Origin of the sequence: Pseudomonas bubulae (assembly GCF_900618535.1) — a bacterium.
GTDB lineage: Bacteria > Pseudomonadota > Gammaproteobacteria > Pseudomonadales > Pseudomonadaceae > Aquipseudomonas > Aquipseudomonas bubulae.
This window is the reverse complement of the sequence record NZ_UYJA01000002.1, coordinates 683,837-700,428: the sequence shown is the minus strand read 5'-3', so window position 1 is coordinate 700,428 and position 16,592 is coordinate 683,837. Positions and strand designations below refer to the sequence as shown.

The window sequence follows — 16,592 nt, the reverse complement described above, 5'->3', positions numbered from 1 at the left end:
TTGAGGGAGAGCCCTGCCTCTAATGAGGCAGGCATTGGTGAATTTCAACATCCTTGGAATTCAAATGGGTGTTTTCTGATTCCCCACAAGATCCAAGCCCGCCCTCTCAAGTCATGCCGTACGGTTTTACTACCAGACCACGCCAAACCCTACGGTATAGCGGGTCTTGTTGAGGGCGTTATCAGAGCCACTCGAGCTGCCAATCAGGTCTTTCTCGGCCTTTAGATTCAGCGATGCCCATTCCGTGACCTTGTAACGCAAGCCGATTTCGGAATCGAGACTGTAGTCCGACTCCCCTTCCAGCGACTTGCCCAATTCACCATTGGTAAAAAACGAGACTGTTTTGCCCATCAGGTAACGGTTGTAATCCCACTTCATGGCCAGCGAGTAGAAGTTGTCTTTCTTACCGTCAGAGTATTCGTAATCAGTGCGATTGAGCAGTGAGCCCAGCGAGAATGCGCCCAATTCGTCATCCCAGAACTGGTAGCCGGGGCCGGTACCGACTGTTCGCTGACGGGAAATGTCTTCCACCCGGTCGCGGTTATAGGTCAAACGACCTTGCCAGTACCACTTGTCGCTGATGAAGTAATCCAGCGCGTACTCAGCAGTCCAGTTATCCGTGGTTACCACATCGTTCTGAAACTCGCGGTTGTACTCACCCTCTGCGTGATGACGCCAGGCGCCGTGGCGGGCAGTGGTCTTGAAATCGAGATCGTAGTCGTCGGTATCCTTGTCCGCCCGTTTGTAGTCCATCGCCACATCGACATTGCCTTTCCAGACCATGTCTTCGACCAGCGGTTTGGGCTTGATGAGTTGCTGGATACTGGCCAGAGCTACGGTTTTCGGTGCTTCACCGTTGACCAGGGTTACGCTGCCGTCTTCGGCCGCCTGCAATGACTTGGCCTTTTCACCGGTCCAGGCATCCTGCTTGACCAGCAATTCCTGATCACTTTCCAGGGTCTTGACCTGCTTCCAGTCAATGGGCACGGCCCCCGCATACTCGGTCTGAATCAGTAATTTGCCGCCATCAAAGACTTTGATCTTGCCGCTCAGGCGGTCGCCGTTTTTCAACCACACCGTATCGGCAAACACGGGCGCAGCAAGGCACATGACAACAAGGCACAACAGGGTTCTGGACAACATAAGCGGATGCGAAACTCAGAAAAACGGAAGAATGCCGGCATTATCCGGATGGATACGCCCTTGAGGAAGAAAGACCGACTCATTGTGCCGGAGTTCATTCTATAGTTCTGTAACAACCCCCATCTTGACCAGAAGTGTCCCTTGAATACACTGCCAGACATTCTTCAAACTCCCGCCGAGATTCGGCGCACGGCGCTGTATTCAACCTTGATGATGGTGCCTGCAGGTTACGTGGTTACTTACGGGCAACTCGCCGAAGCGGCGGGTCTGGGTCGCGCAGCGCGCTGGGTTGGGCGAACGCTCAGCCAGCTCCCCGACGATACACGCCTGCCGTGGCACCGGGTGCTCGCCGCCGGTGGTCGTATCAGTCTGCCTGCAGGTAGCCCGTCTGGTGATGAACAGCGCGCGCGTTTGCGGGCAGAAGGCTTGAGCATCATGAATAATCGCGTGGATATGCGACGCCATGGCTGGCGCCAGATAGAGCACTGCGGTTAGAGTGCGCCCTTTGTTTCCGCAACCAGAGGCAGACTCCAGTCCATGCCCCGTAAAACCTGGCGCGAAGCGCTAGCTGCGTATTCCAGCCCCTCGACCCTAGTGCTGTTGCTGCTCGGTTTTGCCGCCGGCTTGCCGTACATGCTGGTGTTTTCAACCCTTTCCGTCTGGTTGCGCGAAGCCGGTGTGGCCCGCGAAACCATTGGCTATGCCAGCCTGATCGGGCTGGCATACGCCTTCAAATGGGTGTGGTCGCCGCTGCTGGACCAATGGCGCCTGCCATTACTCGGCAAACTTGGCCGGCGACGCTCATGGCTGGTGCTGTCACAGTCACTGGTTATCCTGGGCCTGATCGGCATGGGCTTTTGTGACCCGCAAAAACATCTGTCCTGGCTGATTGCCATTGCGGTTGTAGTGTCTTTCGCTTCGGCGACCCAGGACATTGCCGTCGATGCCTATCGCCTGGAAATCGCCGAAGACAACCGGCAGGCCGCGCTCGCCGCCAGTTACATGTCCGGTTATCGCGTAGCGGCCCTGCTGGCCACGGCGGGCGCCCTGTTCTTTGCCGAAGGCTTCGGTTCGACGGGCTTCAACTACAAACATTCGGCCTGGACCGGCACCTACGTGCTGTTCGGCCTGCTGATGGTCCCCGCACTGCTCACCACCCTGTTTATGCGCGAACCGCCGGTACCGTTGCGCACCCAGCTGTCGGCCGGGCGCTACAGCTTTGGCCATCAGCTGGCGTCAGTTTTTGTACTGATCGTACTGCTGGTATCTGTCCCGGCCATGTTCACCCAGCTCTACAACACCGATTTTGCTGGCGTGTTGTTTGAAGGGGTCAGCCCGCTGAACCTGATACTGGAAGACCGGGCGTTTCTACGCGCCATCCTGTACACCCTGCTCACCGTGTTGTGCCTTTCATCCATCGGACGACGCGGCCTGGCTCCGGTTCTGACCCCGGTTAATGACTTTATCGTTCGGTATCGCTGGCAAGCCCTGCTACTGCTGGGGTTGATTGCCACTTACCGCATGTCGGACACGGTCATGGGCGTAATGGCCAACGTGTTCTATATCGACCAGGGTTTCACCAAGGATCAGATTGCCGGTGTCAGCAAGATTTTCGGCCTGATCATGACCCTTGTCGGTGCGGGCATGGGCGGCTTGTTGATCGTGCGTTTCGGCATTTTGCCAATTCTGTTGATCGGTGGTGCAGCATCGGCAGGCACCAACCTGCTGTTCATGTTGCTGGCCGATATGGGCCCGAACCTGCAGATGCTGATTGTCACCATTTCCCTCGACAACTTCAGCTCCGGCCTCGCCACCTCAGCATTCGTAGCCTACCTGTCCAGTCTGACCAACCTCAAATTCTCCGCCACCCAGTACGCCCTGCTCAGCTCGATCATGCTGCTGCTACCGCGCTTGATGGGCGGTTACTCGGGGGTCATGGTCGAGAAGTTCGGTTATCACAACTTCTTTATCATTACCGCGGTGATGGGCATCCCGACGCTGCTGCTGATTGCCTTGCACTGGTATCAGGAGAGCCGCCGGGCCCGGCAAAAGCCCGTTGTCGACCTGGAAAAGGCCCAATAAACACGAGGGGGAGCACACCTCCCCCGCCCGCCCTGTACGCAGGCAGATCTCGCCCGTACAATGCCGAGTCATTTCTAGTCATCAGCAACGGCACCGGCTAACCATGCGCACCAGTCAATATTTGCTCGCCACACAGAAAGAAACGCCTTCAGATGCGGTCGTTATCAGCCATCAGCTGATGCTGCGCGCAGGCATGATTCGCAAACTTGCTTCGGGCCTCTACACCTGGCTGCCCATGGGCCTGCGGATCATGCGCAAGGCCGAAGCCATTGTTCGCGAAGAAATGAACGCTGCAGGCGCTCTGGAAGTGCTGATGCCGAGTATCCAGCCAGCTGAGTTGTGGCAGGAGTCCGGCCGTTGGGAAGAGTACGGCCCTGAACTGTTGCGCCTTAAAGACCGCCACGGTCGCGAGTTCTGCGTGGGCCCGACCCACGAAGAAGTGATCACCGACCTGTGCCGCAACGAGTTGAACAGCTACAAACAGCTGCCAATCAACCTGTACCAGATCCAGACCAAATTCCGTGACGAAATCCGCCCGCGCTTCGGCTTGATGCGCGGCCGCGAATTCATCATGAAGGACGCCTACTCCTTCCACGCAGACACCGCTTCGCTGCAGGTCACCTATGACCGTATGCACCAGGCCTACTGCAACGTGTTCACCCGCCTGGGCCTGAACTTCCGCCCGGTTGAAGCCGACAACGGCTCCATCGGCGGTGCCGGCTCCCACGAGTTCCACGTTCTGGCTGAATCCGGCGAAGACGATATCGTGTTCAGCAATGGTTCCGACTACGCGGCCAACATCGAAAAAGCCGAAGCCGTACCCGCCGAAACTTCGCGCCCTGCTGCCACCCAGGAGCTGCGCCTGGTCGACACACCGGATGCCAAGACCATCGCGCAATTGGTTGATGGCTATGACCTGCCAATCGAGAAAACCGTCAAGACCCTGATCGTTCACGCCGCCGAAGCTGGCAAACTGATCGCTCTGGTGATCCGTGGCGATCACGAACTCAACGAAATCAAGGCTGCCAACCATCCGCTGGTGCACAGCCCGCTGGTCATGGCCTCGGATGCCGAACTGCGTGACGCCATCGGCGCCGGCGCTGGCTCTCTGGGCCCGCTGAACCTGCCACTGCCATGCATCATTGATCGCTCGGTCGAGCTGATGAGCGACTTCGGTGTGGGTGCCAATATCGACGACAAACACTACTTCGGCGTGAACTGGGAGCGCGACCTGCCAGTACCGACCGTTGCCGACCTGCGCAACGTGGTGGCCGGCGACCCTAGCCCGGACGGCAAAGGCACGCTGGAAATCAAGCGCGGTATCGAAGTGGGTCACATCTTCCAGCTGGGCACCAAGTACAGCGAAGCCATGAAGTGCCAGGTACTGGGCGAAAACGGCAAGCCGGTCACCCTGGCCATGGGCTGCTACGGCATTGGTGTTTCCCGCGTGGTTGCCGCAGCCATCGAGCAGAACAACGACGAGCGTGGCATTATCTGGAGCGATGCCCTGGCCCCGTTCCAGGTTGCCCTGGTACCGCTGCGCTACGAAACCGAAGCCGTACGTGAAGCTACCGACACGCTCTATGCCGAACTGACTGCAGCTGGCTTTGAAGTGCTGCTGGACGATCGCGACAAGAAAACCAGCCCCGGCATCAAGTTCGCAGACATGGAACTGATCGGCATCCCGCACCGGATCGTGGTCAGCGACCGTGGCCTGGCTGAAGGCAATCTGGAATACAAGAGCCGCACCGAAGCAGAGCCGCAAGCCCTGCCCGTTGCTGATGTGCTTGCCTTCCTTCAGGCCCGTATCGCTCGCTGAAACCAGATAGAGACGCCATGTTCACTCGAAACACCTTGACCCTCGGGGGCGCCGCCATGTGCGGCGCCCTGCTGCTGAGCGGCTGTGCCAATCACATGTCGCAACGCAGCGAGCACGAGGAACGCATCGAGCGCAAACTGCTCGCCCACAGCCTGCAGATCGATGTCGGCTCGCCAACTGTGCTTGAGCTGCCGCAACGTCGTGTGCGCATCAATGAACAGAAGACCTTCGAGGTCACCGAGTTCGATGTCACACGTCATTACGACCGCTACACCCCATACCAACCCTGGCGCGAAGTCTACGAGATTCCGTTGGGCGCGGTGGCTATTGTCGCCGGGGTAGGTGCCAATGTGCTTAATGTGTTCATGTTCGGGCAACTGCCTGACAGCGTGACCAAAGACTGGATCAACTACGGCTTTGCAGGGGTAAACCCGGCGATGAACGTGCAGTCCCATGGCCGCGCCGAGCAGAACCTGGCGGGGATTGATGATGTTCAGCGTGACAAGCGCCTGGAATATTCAAGCCTGCCCTGGGCCGAACGCCCGGTGGTGATCAAGGCTGGCAAACAGACCCACGAGCTGACCACAGACCGCAATGGCGTGCTGCGCCTCAACCTGCTGGACAGCCCTTTTGCCGAACAGGATCTCAATCACGTCGGCAAGCTGACCATCATGGTGGAAGACGCCCAGGACGAAACCCATTCCGATTCGACCCTGTCGATCAGCAGTCACCTGCGTGGCAAGCTGCTCGAAGCACATAACCTGATCTACGACGACCTGGAGGGTGACGACGTCAACCAATGGGTACATCGGGTCAAACGCCTGTCGGAACTGGGGCTGGAAGAAGAAGCCAGCGAACTGGAACAAAGTCTGATCGAACTCACGCGCAACGATCCTGAGCTGCAACGTGAATTTCTTCAATCCTTGACCAAAAATGCCGGGAGACTGGTAGCGGATCCCGGCGTCAGTTGACGCAACTCTGACATGTGGGAGCGGGCTTGCTCGCGATGATATCGCTGCGGTTTTCCTGACAGACCGCACGCCAGCATCGCGAGCAAGCCCGCTCCCCCAACCAGCAAACCAGCCTACCCCTTGAACAGCTCCATCTGCTCAAAACCACTGTTCAAATCATGCAAACGCACGCCCAGCCCGAGCAATCGCACGGGCCTGGCACCGCGCGCAAACGCCTGGCTCAACAACCCCTGATAACTCTCAAGGTCGCGCCCGGCACCGGACTGCTCCAGCGTGGTCTGGGTAAAGTCATGGAACTTCACTTTGACAAACGGCTTGCCGGGGCGATAACTGCTGTCGATACGGCCAATACGCCGGTTCAGGGTCTCTAGCAACTCCGGGAGTTTCTCCAGGCAAGAGGCCAGATCTGGCAGGTCAGTATCGTAAGTGTTTTCCACGCTGACTGACTGACGCCGACTGTCACTTTGCACCGGACGCTCATCAATCCCCTGCGCCAACCCCCACAACCGCTCACCAAAACTGCCGAATTCCCGCACCAGAGCCAGTTTGTTCCAATCACGCAGTTGCAGGCAGGTTTCGATACCCAGGCGCCCAAGCTTGTCCGCCGTGACTTTGCCCACGCCATGCAGCTTATTGACCGGCAAGGCAGACACGAAATCATCAACCTGATCAGGGGTGATCACGAACAAGCCGTTGGGCTTGCGCCAGTCACTGGCAATTTTGGCCAGAAACTTGTTGGGGGCCACCCCGGCCGACACCGTGATATGCAACTGATTGGAAACGCGCCGGCGGATGTCCTGAGCTATGCGCGTGGCACTGCCGGCAAAATGCGGGCTGTCGGATACATCCAGATAGGCTTCATCCAGAGACAGCGGCTCAATCAGCTCGGTGTAGTCGCGCAAGATGCCGTGAATCTCTCTGGACGCTTCTTTATAAGCATCCATCCTGCCGTTGACGATAACCAGGTCCGGGCACAGCTTGAGCGCATGCCGGGACGCCATTGCCGAGCGCACGCCATAAGCCCGAGCTTCATAATTACAGGTCGAGATGACCCCGCGCCGATCAGCCGAGCCCCCGACAGCCATCGGCTTGTTTGCCAGGCTCGGGTCATCACGCATCTCAATAGCGGCATAGAAACAGTCACAGTCGACGTGGATGATTTTGCGCTGCGTCATGTAAGGCGGTGTTCTTCAAGGAGGTAGGCAATACTCGGCGCAAGTATGTCACCGCGAACTGTATATAGCACCAGTAGTCTTGATTCTCCCCGACAGACGCGGGAAAAATCGCAGCTGAATTGTTTTTTTCAATCGAATCTCTACCCTCAATAGAGCTACACCCCATACGGAACAGGGCCTGCAGGTCTTTTTATAGCTGTATTTTCTAGCTAAGCAATTGACGCATAACGAATTTTTATAAATTAACGTTTGACAGCCCAGCGTATCGCTGTAGAATCCACCCCACAGACGCGGGATGGAGCAGTCTGGTAGCTCGTCGGGCTCATAACCCGAAGGTCGTCGGTTCAAATCCGGCTCCCGCAACCAAACATCGAAAAAGGCTACTCGAAAGAGTGGCCTTTTTTGTGCGCGTGTGTTTTGTGCTGCCACCCACCCCGTAGCAGCTGCTACGGACCGAACTGCCCATATCCAAAATCAATGCCAGCTTTGATCTTATTTAACTCATTTATACATTAAAGGTTGACTCCCCCGCCCATCACTGTAAAGTGCGCCCCACAGACGCGGGATGGAGCAGTCTGGTAGCTCGTCGGGCTCATAACCCGAAGGTCGTCGGTTCAAATCCGGCTCCCGCAACCAAACATTAAAAGGCTGCTCGAAAGAGTGGCCTTTTTTGTGCCCGGGTGTTTTTGCCCTCCTCCTGCCAAATGCAGAGAATGGATTAAAACCGGGTATTTCAAGCGGTTACGTGATTTAAGGGTTGACACCTTAACGATTCGCTGTAGAATCCACCACACAGACGCGGGATGGAGCAGTCTGGTAGCTCGTCGGGCTCATAACCCGAAGGTCGTCGGTTCAAATCCGGCTCCCGCAACCAAACATCAAAAAAGGCTACTCGAAAGAGTGGCCTTTTTTGTGCGCGCTCGAAAAGTCAGGGGCAAGCGTTTATTGACATTAAACGTCATATTTCTGAAAGTCCGTTCATCTATGCTGTCCGCCAACAATTACCCTTTTTTCTCAGACCAATCCTGAACCTCAGGCAAACGGCTGAACACATTTAGAAATATTTTGACCAAAAGGATTGGTAACTTGAGCCTATGCCTCCATCCTATCGCGCACGATCCACGAGGTGATTGATGCCCGATAACTCGCCAGAACCCAAAGAAGCCGTTACAGCAGCCCACCCCATAGCCGCGACCCGTTTGCGCTGGCTGGATTTGCTGAGCAAGTATCGCCAGCCCATTGGGCTCGCGCTCACGCTGCTGTTATTTGCAATAGCACTGATTGCGTGTCGCCATCTGTTAAGCGAACTTGACCTGTACGCCCTGCATGACTCGATCCTCGAAGTTCCCAAGCCCGCCCTCTTCGGTGCCGTGGCTGCGACTGCCGCGGGTTTTATCATCCTGCTCGGTTATGAGTGGTCAGCCAGCCGCTATGCGGGGGTAAAACTGCCACCCAAAACCCTGGCACTGGGCGGCTTTACCGCCTTTGCCATTGGCAATGCCATCGGCCTGTCGCTGCTGTCCGGCGGCTCTGTGCGGTATCGCCTATATGCCCGGTATGGCGCGGGGGCGTCAGAAGTCGCCCATATGACTCTGTTTGCCAGCCTATCGCTGGGCTGCGCCCTGCCACCGCTGGCGGCACTGGCCACATTGAGCAATTTGCCCGCAGCCTCCGCCGCCCTGCATATCCCGGCCTGGATATTGGGTGCTATCGCTTTTGCGGTGCTGGCCCTGTTTGCCTTGCTGGCAATAGGAATCTACCGCCGACGCCTGCCCGAGCAGCCGATCCCGGACAACCTGCTGGTCAAGGCCGGCCGCCGCACATTGCACCTGCCAAGTGCGCGCCTGACCTTGCTGCAACTGGTCATTACCGCTCTGGACGTCGCGGCCGCCGCCACGGTGCTCTATCTGCTGTTGCCTGAAGCACCGCCCTTCGGCGCATTTATGCTGGTTTACCTGCTGGCCCTGGCGGCCGGCGTGCTCAGCCACGTCCCCGGCGGTGTCGGGGTGTTTGAGGCAATCTTGCTGGCAGCCTTCGCCGACAAGCTCGGCGCCGCACCATTGGCGGCAGCCCTGCTGCTGTATCGCATGATCTATGTGATTCTGCCGCTGCTGATTGCCTGCCTGATGCTGCTGATGACCGAAGCTCAGCGCCTGATTCACACCCGCCAAAGCCTGCGGGTTGCGTCAGGCCTGGCCGCTCCGGTACTGGCCGTGCTGGTATTCATGTCCGGCGTGGTTTTGCTGTTCTCCGGTGCCACACCGGAAATCGACACGCGCCTCGAACACATCGGTTTTCTGATCCCCCATCGCCTGGTCGACGCTTCGCACTTTGGCGCCAGCCTGATCGGCGTGCTCTGCCTGCTTTTGGCCCAGGGCTTGCGCCGCCGCCTGTCCGCCGCCTGGATGCTGACCACTATCCTGTTGCTGGTCGGCGCCGTGCTGTCCCTGCTGAAAGGCTTCGACTGGGAGGAAGCCACTATCCTGGTTCTCACCGCCAGCCTGCTGGGCCTATTCCGCCGCTCTTTCTACCGCCCGAGCCGCCTGACCGAACTGCCCTTTTCACCGCTATATCTGGTGGCCAGTGTCTGCGTACTGGGCGCCTCGATCTGGTTGCTGTTGTTCGCCTATCAGGACGTTCCTTATAGCCATCAACTGTGGTGGCAGTTCACCCTTGACTCGGACGCACCACGGGGCCTGCGCTCGCTGCTGGGTGCCGCGGTACTGCTGGTGGTCGTATCCCTGACCTGGTTGCTGCGCACCGCCCGCCCGGTGATCCACCTGCCCGATGCCACCGAACTGGAAAAGGCCGGCAAGATCATCCTTGCCTCCGACCAGCCCGACGGCGGCCTCGCACTGACCGGCGACAAGGCCTTGCTGTTCCACCCCGACGACAACGCCTTCCTGATGTACGCTCGCCGCGGGCGCAGCCTGGTGGCGCTGTACGACCCGATCGGACCGCCCCAGCAACGTGCCGAGTTGATCTGGCAGTTTCGCGACCTGTGCGACACCGTCCATGCCCGCCCCGTGTTCTATCAGGTACGCGCCGAGAACCTGCCGTTCTATATGGACATCGGCCTGACCGCGATCAAGCTCGGTGAAGAAGCCCGGGTCGACTTGCACCGCTTTGATCTCGAAGCCAAGGGCAAAGAGATGAAGGACCTGCGCTACACCTGGAACCGTGGCACCCGTGACGGCCTATCACTGGAAATCCACGAACCGGGTGAGGCACCAATGGATGAGCTCAAGGTCATTTCCGACGCCTGGCTCACCGGCAAGAATGTGCGGGAAAAAGGCTTCTCACTCGGGCGCTTCAGCGAGGACTACATCAAGCACTTTCGCATCGCGATCATTCGCTTTGAAGGCAAGCCGGTGGCCTTTGCCAACCTGCTTGAGACCCACAGCCATGAGCTGTCGAGCCTCGACCTGATGCGTGCCCACCCGGACGCGCCGAAACTGACCATGGAATTCATGATGGTCGGCCTGATTCAGCATTATAAAAAGCATGGATACGCCCGTTTCAGCCTGGGAATGGTACCTCTGTCCGGCCTGCAACCGCGTCGCGGCGCACCCTTGACCCAACGTTTGGGTTCGATGCTGTTCCAGCGCGGCGAGCACCTGTACAACTTCCAGGGTTTGCGTCGCTTTAAAGACAAATTCCAGCCCGACTGGGAACCTCGTTATATGGCCGTACCCGCCGGACTTGATCCGCTGGTGGCACTGGCTGATACCGCCGCCCTGATTGCAGGCGGCTTGACTGGATTGGTGAAACGTTAATGAAACATCGTTCCTGGCGGTTTTTGTTGCTTGCCTTGATAGTTCTGGTCGCCCTGGCAGCAGGCGGCTATTGGTGGTGGAATCGCCCGGCTCCGGAACCGACGATTGAACACCTGGGCCAGAGCGATGGCTCGACCCTGACCAGGGTCACACCCGGACAGAGAGCCCAGGCCCGGGTGGTGATTGCCACTCCGGCCGAAGAAGCCCTGAACGACAAGCAACTCATGGCCCTCAGCCGCGCAGGCAAGGCGCAACTGGTGCAAGTGATCCTGCCCAAGGACGACTGCACCCTGCAACAGCAAGCACTGCAAACCGCGCTACAGCAGCTCAAGGGGCCTGCAACCCTGGTCAGCGGCATAGGCCCTGGGGCCACTCTGGCCTGGCGCTGGCTGGCCGCGCAAACCAACGACAAGGCGCAAGCCGTATCGGTGGGTTTCAAGCTGGAAGAACCCGGCTGCACACTGCCCGTTCCGAAAACTGCCACCCACGGTAACTGGCTGGTGGCCTGGAACGACAACCCTGATGACCCGAGCGCGGCTTTTGTACGCGATCAACCGAATGCGCAGACCAGCATCAGCGACTACGACATTCACTACCCACAAGTCCTGAGCAACGAGCTGCGCAAAATCCTGGTGGGCGATGAAAACGGCGGGCTGAGCATGCCGGTGGTCGAAGTACCTGCCGGCCAGCAAAACAGCACCGTGACCCTGTTCCTCTCCGGTGATGGAGGCTGGCGGGATCTGGACCGTGACGTGGCGGGCGAGATGGCCAAGATCGGCTACCCGGTGGTGGGCATCGACATGCTGCGCTACTACTGGCAGCACAAGACCCCCGAGCAAAGCGCCACCGACCTCACCGAGCTGATGCAGCACTACCGGCAAAAATGGGGCACCCAGCGCTTTGTACTGGTGGGCTATTCGTTTGGTGCAGATGTTTTGCCGGCCACCTACAACCGCCTGCCTGAAGCGGAGCAAAAGCGTGTCGACTCGATCATGCTGCTGGCCTTTGCCCGCAGCGGCAGTTTTGAGATCCATGTCGATGGCTGGCTGGGCAAGGCTGGCGCAGAAGCGGATACCGGCGAAGAAATGTCCAAGCTGCCAGCCAGTAAAGTGGTGTGCATCTATGGCGCAGAAGAAGTCGATGAAAGCGGCTGCACTGCCAAGACCGCGGTCGGCGAAAGCCTCAAGCTGCCCGGCGGCCATCACTTCGACGAGAATTACCCGGCTCTGGCCCAGCGCCTGGTGGACCTGATCAAGAAACATCAGGCGACGGCCCAATAAGTCAGCCTTTGTGGGAGCGGGCTTGCCCGCGATGCAGGCGGCTCGGTGTATCTGGTAGATCGAGTCGTTGCTATCGCGGGCAAGCCCGCTCCCACAGTTACAGGCCCCGGCTTAACCAAAAAAGCCCCGACTCTCGCGAGCCGGGGCTTTTTTATTGCGCCTGGACGGGTTTACATCTCGACCTGCGTCCCCAGCTCAATCACCCGGTTAACCGGCAGCTTGAAGAAGCGCAGGTTGCTGTTGGCATTCTTGAGCATAAAGGCGAACAAGGCTTCACGCCAACGCGCCATACCCACCAGTTTGGAGGTAATCACTGTCTCACGGCTAAGGAAGTAAGTGGTGCGCATCGGGCTGAAATCCAGCTCATCAAGATGGCACAGCTTCAACGCATCAGGCACATCCGGTTCATCCATAAAGCCAAAGTGCAGGATCACCCGGAAGAACCCGTCACCATAGGCGTCCACCTCGAACCGTCGCGAAGCGGGCACTCGCGGCGAGTCTTCGTTGACCACCGTCAGCAATACCACCTGCTCGTGCAGCACCTGGTTGTGCAGCAAGTTGTGCAACAGCGCATGAGGCACGGCATCCGGGCGCGCGGTCAGAAACACCGCCGTCCCCTTCACCCGATGCGGCGGCTGTACCCGGATGCTGCTGATAAACAGCGGCAGTGGCAGCGCGCTTTCGTCAAGACGGTCCACCAGTAGTTGCTTGCCGCGGCGCCAGGTGGTCATCAGGACAAACAGCACTATGCCCGCCAGCACCGGAAACGCCCCGCCCTGGAAGATTTTCGGCACGTTGGCAATAAAGAACAGACCGTCCACCAGCAAAAAGCCGATCAACACGGGCACGGCCAGAACAGGTGGCCACTTCCACAACAGCAACATCACTGCCGACACCAGAATACTGGTAATCAGCATGGTCCCTGTGACCGCCACCCCATAAGCCGAAGCCAGGGCACCCGAAGACTCAAAGCCCAGCACCAGCAAAATCACCCCGACCATCAGCGACCAGTTCACCGCGCCAATGTAGATCTGGCCCTGTTCGGCGCTTGAGGTGTGCTGGATATGCATGCGCGGGACATAACCCAGCTGAATTGCCTGATGGGTCAGGGAGAAGGCTCCGGAAATCACGGCCTGGGAGGCAATCACCGTCGCCAGCGTGGCCAGCCCGACCAAAGGAATCAACGCCCAGGCCGGCGCCAGCAGATAGAACGGGTTGCGCGCCGCCTCAGGATTTTCCAGCAGCAAGGCGCCCTGGCCAAAGTAGTTGAGCACCAGCGCCGGCAACACCAGGATGAACCAGGCCCGGGCAATCGGCTTGCGACCAAAGTGGCCCATATCGGCATACAGTGCCTCGGCGCCGGTCAGCGCCAGCACCACGGCACCCAGAATGGCAACGCCCATGCCAGGGTGAGAAACAAAGAACCGCACGCCCCATAGCGGGTTCAGCGCATTGAGCACTTCAGGGTGCTGAACGATACCGTGGATCCCCAGGCCGCCCAGCACCACAAACCACACCACCATGACTGGCCCGAACAGCTTGCCGATACTGGCCGTGCCATGGCGCTGAATCAAAAACAGCAGCACCAGCACAATCAAGGCCAGCGGCACGACCCAATGCTCCAGGCCGTCGAATGCCAGCTCAAGCCCTTCTACGGCGGATAGCACCGAGATCGCCGGGGTAATCATGCTGTCGCCGTAAAACAGTGCAGCACCGATCAACCCCAGGATCACCAGCACCGAACGCAACTTCGGATAAGGCGACGCCGCACGCCTGGCCAGTGCGGTCAGGGCCATGATGCCACCCTCCCCTTCGTTGTCGGCGCGCAGGATAAACAGCACGTACTTGATCGAGACCACCCAGATCAGCGACCAAAGGATCAGCGCCAAAATACCGAAGACACCGTCATGGTTGACCTGCACACCATAGCCGCCGGAAAACACCTCTTTGAGGGTGTACAACGGGCTGGTACCGATATCGCCGTACACCACTCCGACCGCTGCAACCAGCATCCCGATAGGCTTGGCCTTCGAGTGACCGTCTTCTGCCGCCTGACTGCTTGCCTGCCCCATCAACCACTCCTACGACCATTGACCGCGTTTCTTAATGGCTTGCGCTACATTTGATCAGCAGCATGCGCTGATTTCCCGAGTGTTAGCTACGGCTCCTGCCTACAAAATCACGTTAGTTAAAAACCCTGCTTTCGCAACGGCGCGCAGCATAGCGCAGCACTCGTCGCAAATCCCCGTATAACGCTGGTCAAGTGCGTTGACCATAGCTAAAATTGCGCACTTTTTTTGATCAGAGGCGCAATAAGCGCCCGTTCGTCGTGCAGCCTTTACGGGCATGTAACGTCACTACATACCGAGGTTCGCCATGTCCACCGTTACCGCCAAGCCAGCCAACCCAAAGGTTGGCTTTGTTTCCCTGGGTTGCCCGAAAGCACTGGTCGACTCCGAGCGCATCCTTACGCAACTGCGCATGGAAGGCTATGACGTCGTCTCAACCTATCAGGACGCCGACGTCGTGGTGGTCAACACCTGCGGCTTTATCGACAGCGCCAAGGCCGAATCCCTGGAAGTGATCGGCGAAGCCATCAAGGAAAACGGCAAGGTCATCGTGACCGGCTGCATGGGTGTCGAAGAAGGCAATATCCGCGACGTGCACCCAAGCGTACTGGCCGTGACCGGCCCGCAGCAGTACGAGCAGGTAGTCAACGCCGTGCACCAGGTGGTGCCGCCGCGCCAGGATCACAACCCGCTGATCGACCTGGTGCCGCCACAGGGCATCAAGCTGACGCCACGTCACTACGCCTACTTGAAGATTTCCGAAGGCTGCAACCACAGCTGCAGCTTCTGCATCATCCCATCGATGCGCGGCAAGCTGGTCAGCCGCCCGGTGGGTGACGTGCTCGACGAAGCCCAGCGCCTGGTCAAGGCCGGCGTCAAAGAGCTGCTGGTGATTTCCCAAGACACCAGCGCCTACGGCGTTGACGTCAAATACCGTACCGGCTTCTGGAACGGTGCTCCGGTCAAGACGCGCATGACCGAGCTGTGCGAAGCCTTGAGCTCGCTGGGCGTATGGGTGCGTCTGCACTACGTTTACCCGTACCCGCACGTTGACGAACTGATCCCGCTGATGGCCGCCGGCAAAATCCTGCCGTATCTGGACATCCCGTTCCAGCACGCCAGCCCGAAAGTGCTCAAGGCCATGAAACGCCCGGCGTTTGAAGACAAGACCCTGGCCCGGATCAAGAACTGGCGTGAAATCTGCCCGGAACTGATCATCCGTTCGACCTTTATCGTCGGCTTCCCGGGTGAAACCGAAGAAGACTTCCAGTACCTGCTCGACTGGCTGACCGAAGCTCAACTGGATCGCGTGGGTTGCTTCCAGTACTCGCCGGTAGAAGGCGCACCTGCCAACCTGCTGGACGCGGCCATCGTGCCGGATGACGTCAAACAGGATCGTTGGGATCGCTTTATGGCCCATCAACAGGCCATCAGCGCAGCACGCCTGCAGATGAAGATCGGCAAGGAAATCGAAGTCCTGATCGATGAAGTCGACGAGCAAGGCGCTGTAGGCCGCTGCTTCTTCGATGCTCCGGAAATCGACGGCAACGTATTTATTGCGACCGAAAAAGATATCAAGCCGGGTGACAAGATCATGTGCCGCGTCACCGACGCCGACGAATATGACCTGTGGGCTGAAGTGATCTAATTCGCGACTGCCTCGCAAAAAGCCCTGCCGCTCTCGCGCCAGGGCTTTTTTTACGGCTATCGTAAACCCATTGCCTTCCACACCTGTGTCAGGAGACACGCTCGATGCAACAACAATGGGTCATTCATACCCCACGTCTTACGGACTTCGCCGAACTAACCGACGTATGGGAAGCATCTGTTCGTGCCACCCATGATTTTTTACCTGACAGCTATATTCAACTTCTGCGCGGCCTGGTCAAAGACCAATATCTGGACGCCGTCATGCTGATCTGCTGCAAGGACCCGGTCAGCAAACGCATTACCGGCTTTGCCGGAGTCGCGGCCGGCAAGGTTGAAATGCTGTTTGTTCACCCGGATTACCGGGGGCAAGGCATCGGCAAATGCCTGTTAATGTTCGCCATCAATGAACTGAATGCTGAACGCCTCGACGTCAATGAGCAAAACTCGCAAGCCATCGGCTTTTACCTCAAACAGGGGTTTGAGGTGATCGGGCGCTGCGAAAAAGACGGCATGGGCCAGCCCTATCCCCTGCTGCACCTGCGGTATAAACGCCCAGCACGTGCATAAGGCAAATGTTGCCGGGCTTAACCGGCGCCAGGCGGGTACAATAGCCGCCCAATTCCTTTA

The 16,592-nt window shown here is 58.4% G+C and carries 11 protein-coding genes and 3 tRNA genes; 11 read left to right on the top strand and 3 right to left on the bottom strand.

What is annotated here, in order from left to right; genetic code table 11:
• Positions 1 to 129: 129 nt before the first annotated feature.
• On the bottom strand, positions 130 to 1,143 hold the full coding sequence (locus PPTH39_RS09910) for a DUF481 domain-containing protein (protein ID WP_095003350.1): 1,014 nt from the start codon (positions 1,141 to 1,143) through the stop codon (positions 130 to 132).
• Between the two features lie 141 nt (positions 1,144 to 1,284).
• Between PPTH39_RS09910 and PPTH39_RS09905 the strand changes: the two genes are divergently transcribed.
• The 4 genes from PPTH39_RS09905 to PPTH39_RS09890 all read left to right on the top strand — a co-directional run bounded on the left by PPTH39_RS09905 (position 1,285) and on the right by PPTH39_RS09890 (position 6,015).
• Positions 1,285 to 1,638, top strand: coding sequence for an MGMT family protein (locus PPTH39_RS09905; protein WP_095003349.1), 354 nt, complete (start codon positions 1,285 to 1,287; stop codon positions 1,636 to 1,638).
• 42 nt (positions 1,639 to 1,680) lie between these two features.
• Positions 1,681 to 3,225, top strand: a complete 1,545-nt coding sequence (locus PPTH39_RS09900) for an AmpG family muropeptide MFS transporter (RefSeq protein WP_095003348.1) — start codon at positions 1,681 to 1,683, stop codon at positions 3,223 to 3,225.
• Between the two features lie 103 nt (positions 3,226 to 3,328).
• Complete coding sequence (locus PPTH39_RS09895) at positions 3,329 to 5,044, top strand: proline--tRNA ligase (RefSeq protein WP_095003347.1); 1,716 nt, start codon at positions 3,329 to 3,331, stop codon at positions 5,042 to 5,044.
• 17 nt (positions 5,045 to 5,061) lie between these two features.
• On the top strand, positions 5,062 to 6,015 hold the full coding sequence (locus PPTH39_RS09890) for a hypothetical protein (RefSeq protein WP_095003346.1): 954 nt from the start codon (positions 5,062 to 5,064) through the stop codon (positions 6,013 to 6,015).
• A gap of 113 nt (positions 6,016 to 6,128) precedes the next feature.
• Here PPTH39_RS09890 and dinB read toward each other — a convergent pair whose 3' ends face one another.
• Complete coding sequence (dinB, locus tag PPTH39_RS09885; RefSeq protein WP_130871918.1) at positions 6,129 to 7,190, bottom strand: DNA polymerase IV; 1,062 nt, start codon at positions 7,188 to 7,190, stop codon at positions 6,129 to 6,131.
• 289 nt (positions 7,191 to 7,479) lie between these two features.
• On the opposite strand from dinB, the gene PPTH39_RS09880 reads away from it, so the two are divergent.
• The 5 genes from PPTH39_RS09880 (at position 7,480) to PPTH39_RS09860 (ending at position 12,246) form a co-directional block, all read left to right on the top strand.
• Positions 7,480 to 7,556: transfer RNA gene (locus tag PPTH39_RS09880), tRNA-Met, on the top strand.
• Between the two features lie 193 nt (positions 7,557 to 7,749).
• Positions 7,750 to 7,826: transfer RNA gene (locus PPTH39_RS09875), tRNA-Met, on the top strand.
• 161 nt (positions 7,827 to 7,987) lie between these two features.
• Positions 7,988 to 8,064, top strand: a tRNA-Met gene (locus tag PPTH39_RS09870).
• A gap of 259 nt (positions 8,065 to 8,323) precedes the next feature.
• On the top strand, positions 8,324 to 10,966 hold the full coding sequence (mprF, locus tag PPTH39_RS09865) for a bifunctional lysylphosphatidylglycerol flippase/synthetase MprF (protein WP_130871917.1): 2,643 nt from the start codon (positions 8,324 to 8,326) through the stop codon (positions 10,964 to 10,966).
• Positions 10,966 to 12,246: a virulence factor family protein gene (locus tag PPTH39_RS09860; RefSeq protein ID WP_095019817.1), complete on the top strand. Its 1,281-nt coding sequence runs from the start codon at positions 10,966 to 10,968 to the stop codon at positions 12,244 to 12,246. The genes mprF and PPTH39_RS09860 overlap by 1 nt, the downstream gene beginning before the upstream one ends.
• Before the next feature lie 170 nt (positions 12,247 to 12,416).
• Here the strand turns inward: PPTH39_RS09860 and PPTH39_RS09855 are convergent, their stop codons facing one another.
• Positions 12,417 to 14,318, bottom strand: a complete 1,902-nt coding sequence (locus PPTH39_RS09855; protein ID WP_130871916.1) for a potassium transporter Kup — start codon at positions 14,316 to 14,318, stop codon at positions 12,417 to 12,419.
• A gap of 304 nt (positions 14,319 to 14,622) precedes the next feature.
• Here PPTH39_RS09855 and rimO point away from each other — a divergent pair, with 304 nt between their 5' ends.
• Both rimO and PPTH39_RS09845 read left to right on the top strand, forming a co-directional pair.
• On the top strand, positions 14,623 to 15,963 hold the full coding sequence (gene rimO, locus PPTH39_RS09850) for a 30S ribosomal protein S12 methylthiotransferase RimO (protein WP_130871915.1): 1,341 nt from the start codon (positions 14,623 to 14,625) through the stop codon (positions 15,961 to 15,963).
• Between the two features lie 104 nt (positions 15,964 to 16,067).
• Positions 16,068 to 16,532: a GNAT family N-acetyltransferase gene (locus tag PPTH39_RS09845; RefSeq protein WP_095019816.1), complete on the top strand. Its 465-nt coding sequence runs from the start codon at positions 16,068 to 16,070 to the stop codon at positions 16,530 to 16,532.
• Positions 16,533 to 16,592: the final 60 nt, after the last annotated feature.

What these genes read in the sequence shown, in the direction of transcription:
- mprF (WP_130871917.1), top strand. Translation starts at nt 8,324, where the DNA reads ATGCCCGATAACTCGCCAGAACCCAAAGAAGCCGTTACAGCAGCCCAC.
- dinB (WP_130871918.1), bottom strand. Translation starts at nt 7,190, where the DNA reads ATGACGCAGCGCAAAATCATCCACGTCGACTGTGACTGTTTCTATGCC.
- PPTH39_RS09855 (WP_130871916.1), bottom strand. Translation starts at nt 14,318, where the DNA reads ATGGGGCAGGCAAGCAGTCAGGCGGCAGAAGACGGTCACTCGAAGGCC.
- PPTH39_RS09890 (WP_095003346.1), top strand. Translation starts at nt 5,062, where the DNA reads ATGTTCACTCGAAACACCTTGACCCTCGGGGGCGCCGCCATGTGCGGC.
- PPTH39_RS09860 (WP_095019817.1), top strand. Translation starts at nt 10,966, where the DNA reads ATGAAACATCGTTCCTGGCGGTTTTTGTTGCTTGCCTTGATAGTTCTG.
- PPTH39_RS09910 (WP_095003350.1), bottom strand. Translation starts at nt 1,143, where the DNA reads ATGTTGTCCAGAACCCTGTTGTGCCTTGTTGTCATGTGCCTTGCTGCG.
- PPTH39_RS09845 (WP_095019816.1), top strand. Translation starts at nt 16,068, where the DNA reads ATGCAACAACAATGGGTCATTCATACCCCACGTCTTACGGACTTCGCC.
- rimO (WP_130871915.1), top strand. Translation starts at nt 14,623, where the DNA reads ATGTCCACCGTTACCGCCAAGCCAGCCAACCCAAAGGTTGGCTTTGTT.
- PPTH39_RS09895 (WP_095003347.1), top strand. Translation starts at nt 3,329, where the DNA reads ATGCGCACCAGTCAATATTTGCTCGCCACACAGAAAGAAACGCCTTCA.
- PPTH39_RS09900 (WP_095003348.1), top strand. Translation starts at nt 1,681, where the DNA reads ATGCCCCGTAAAACCTGGCGCGAAGCGCTAGCTGCGTATTCCAGCCCC.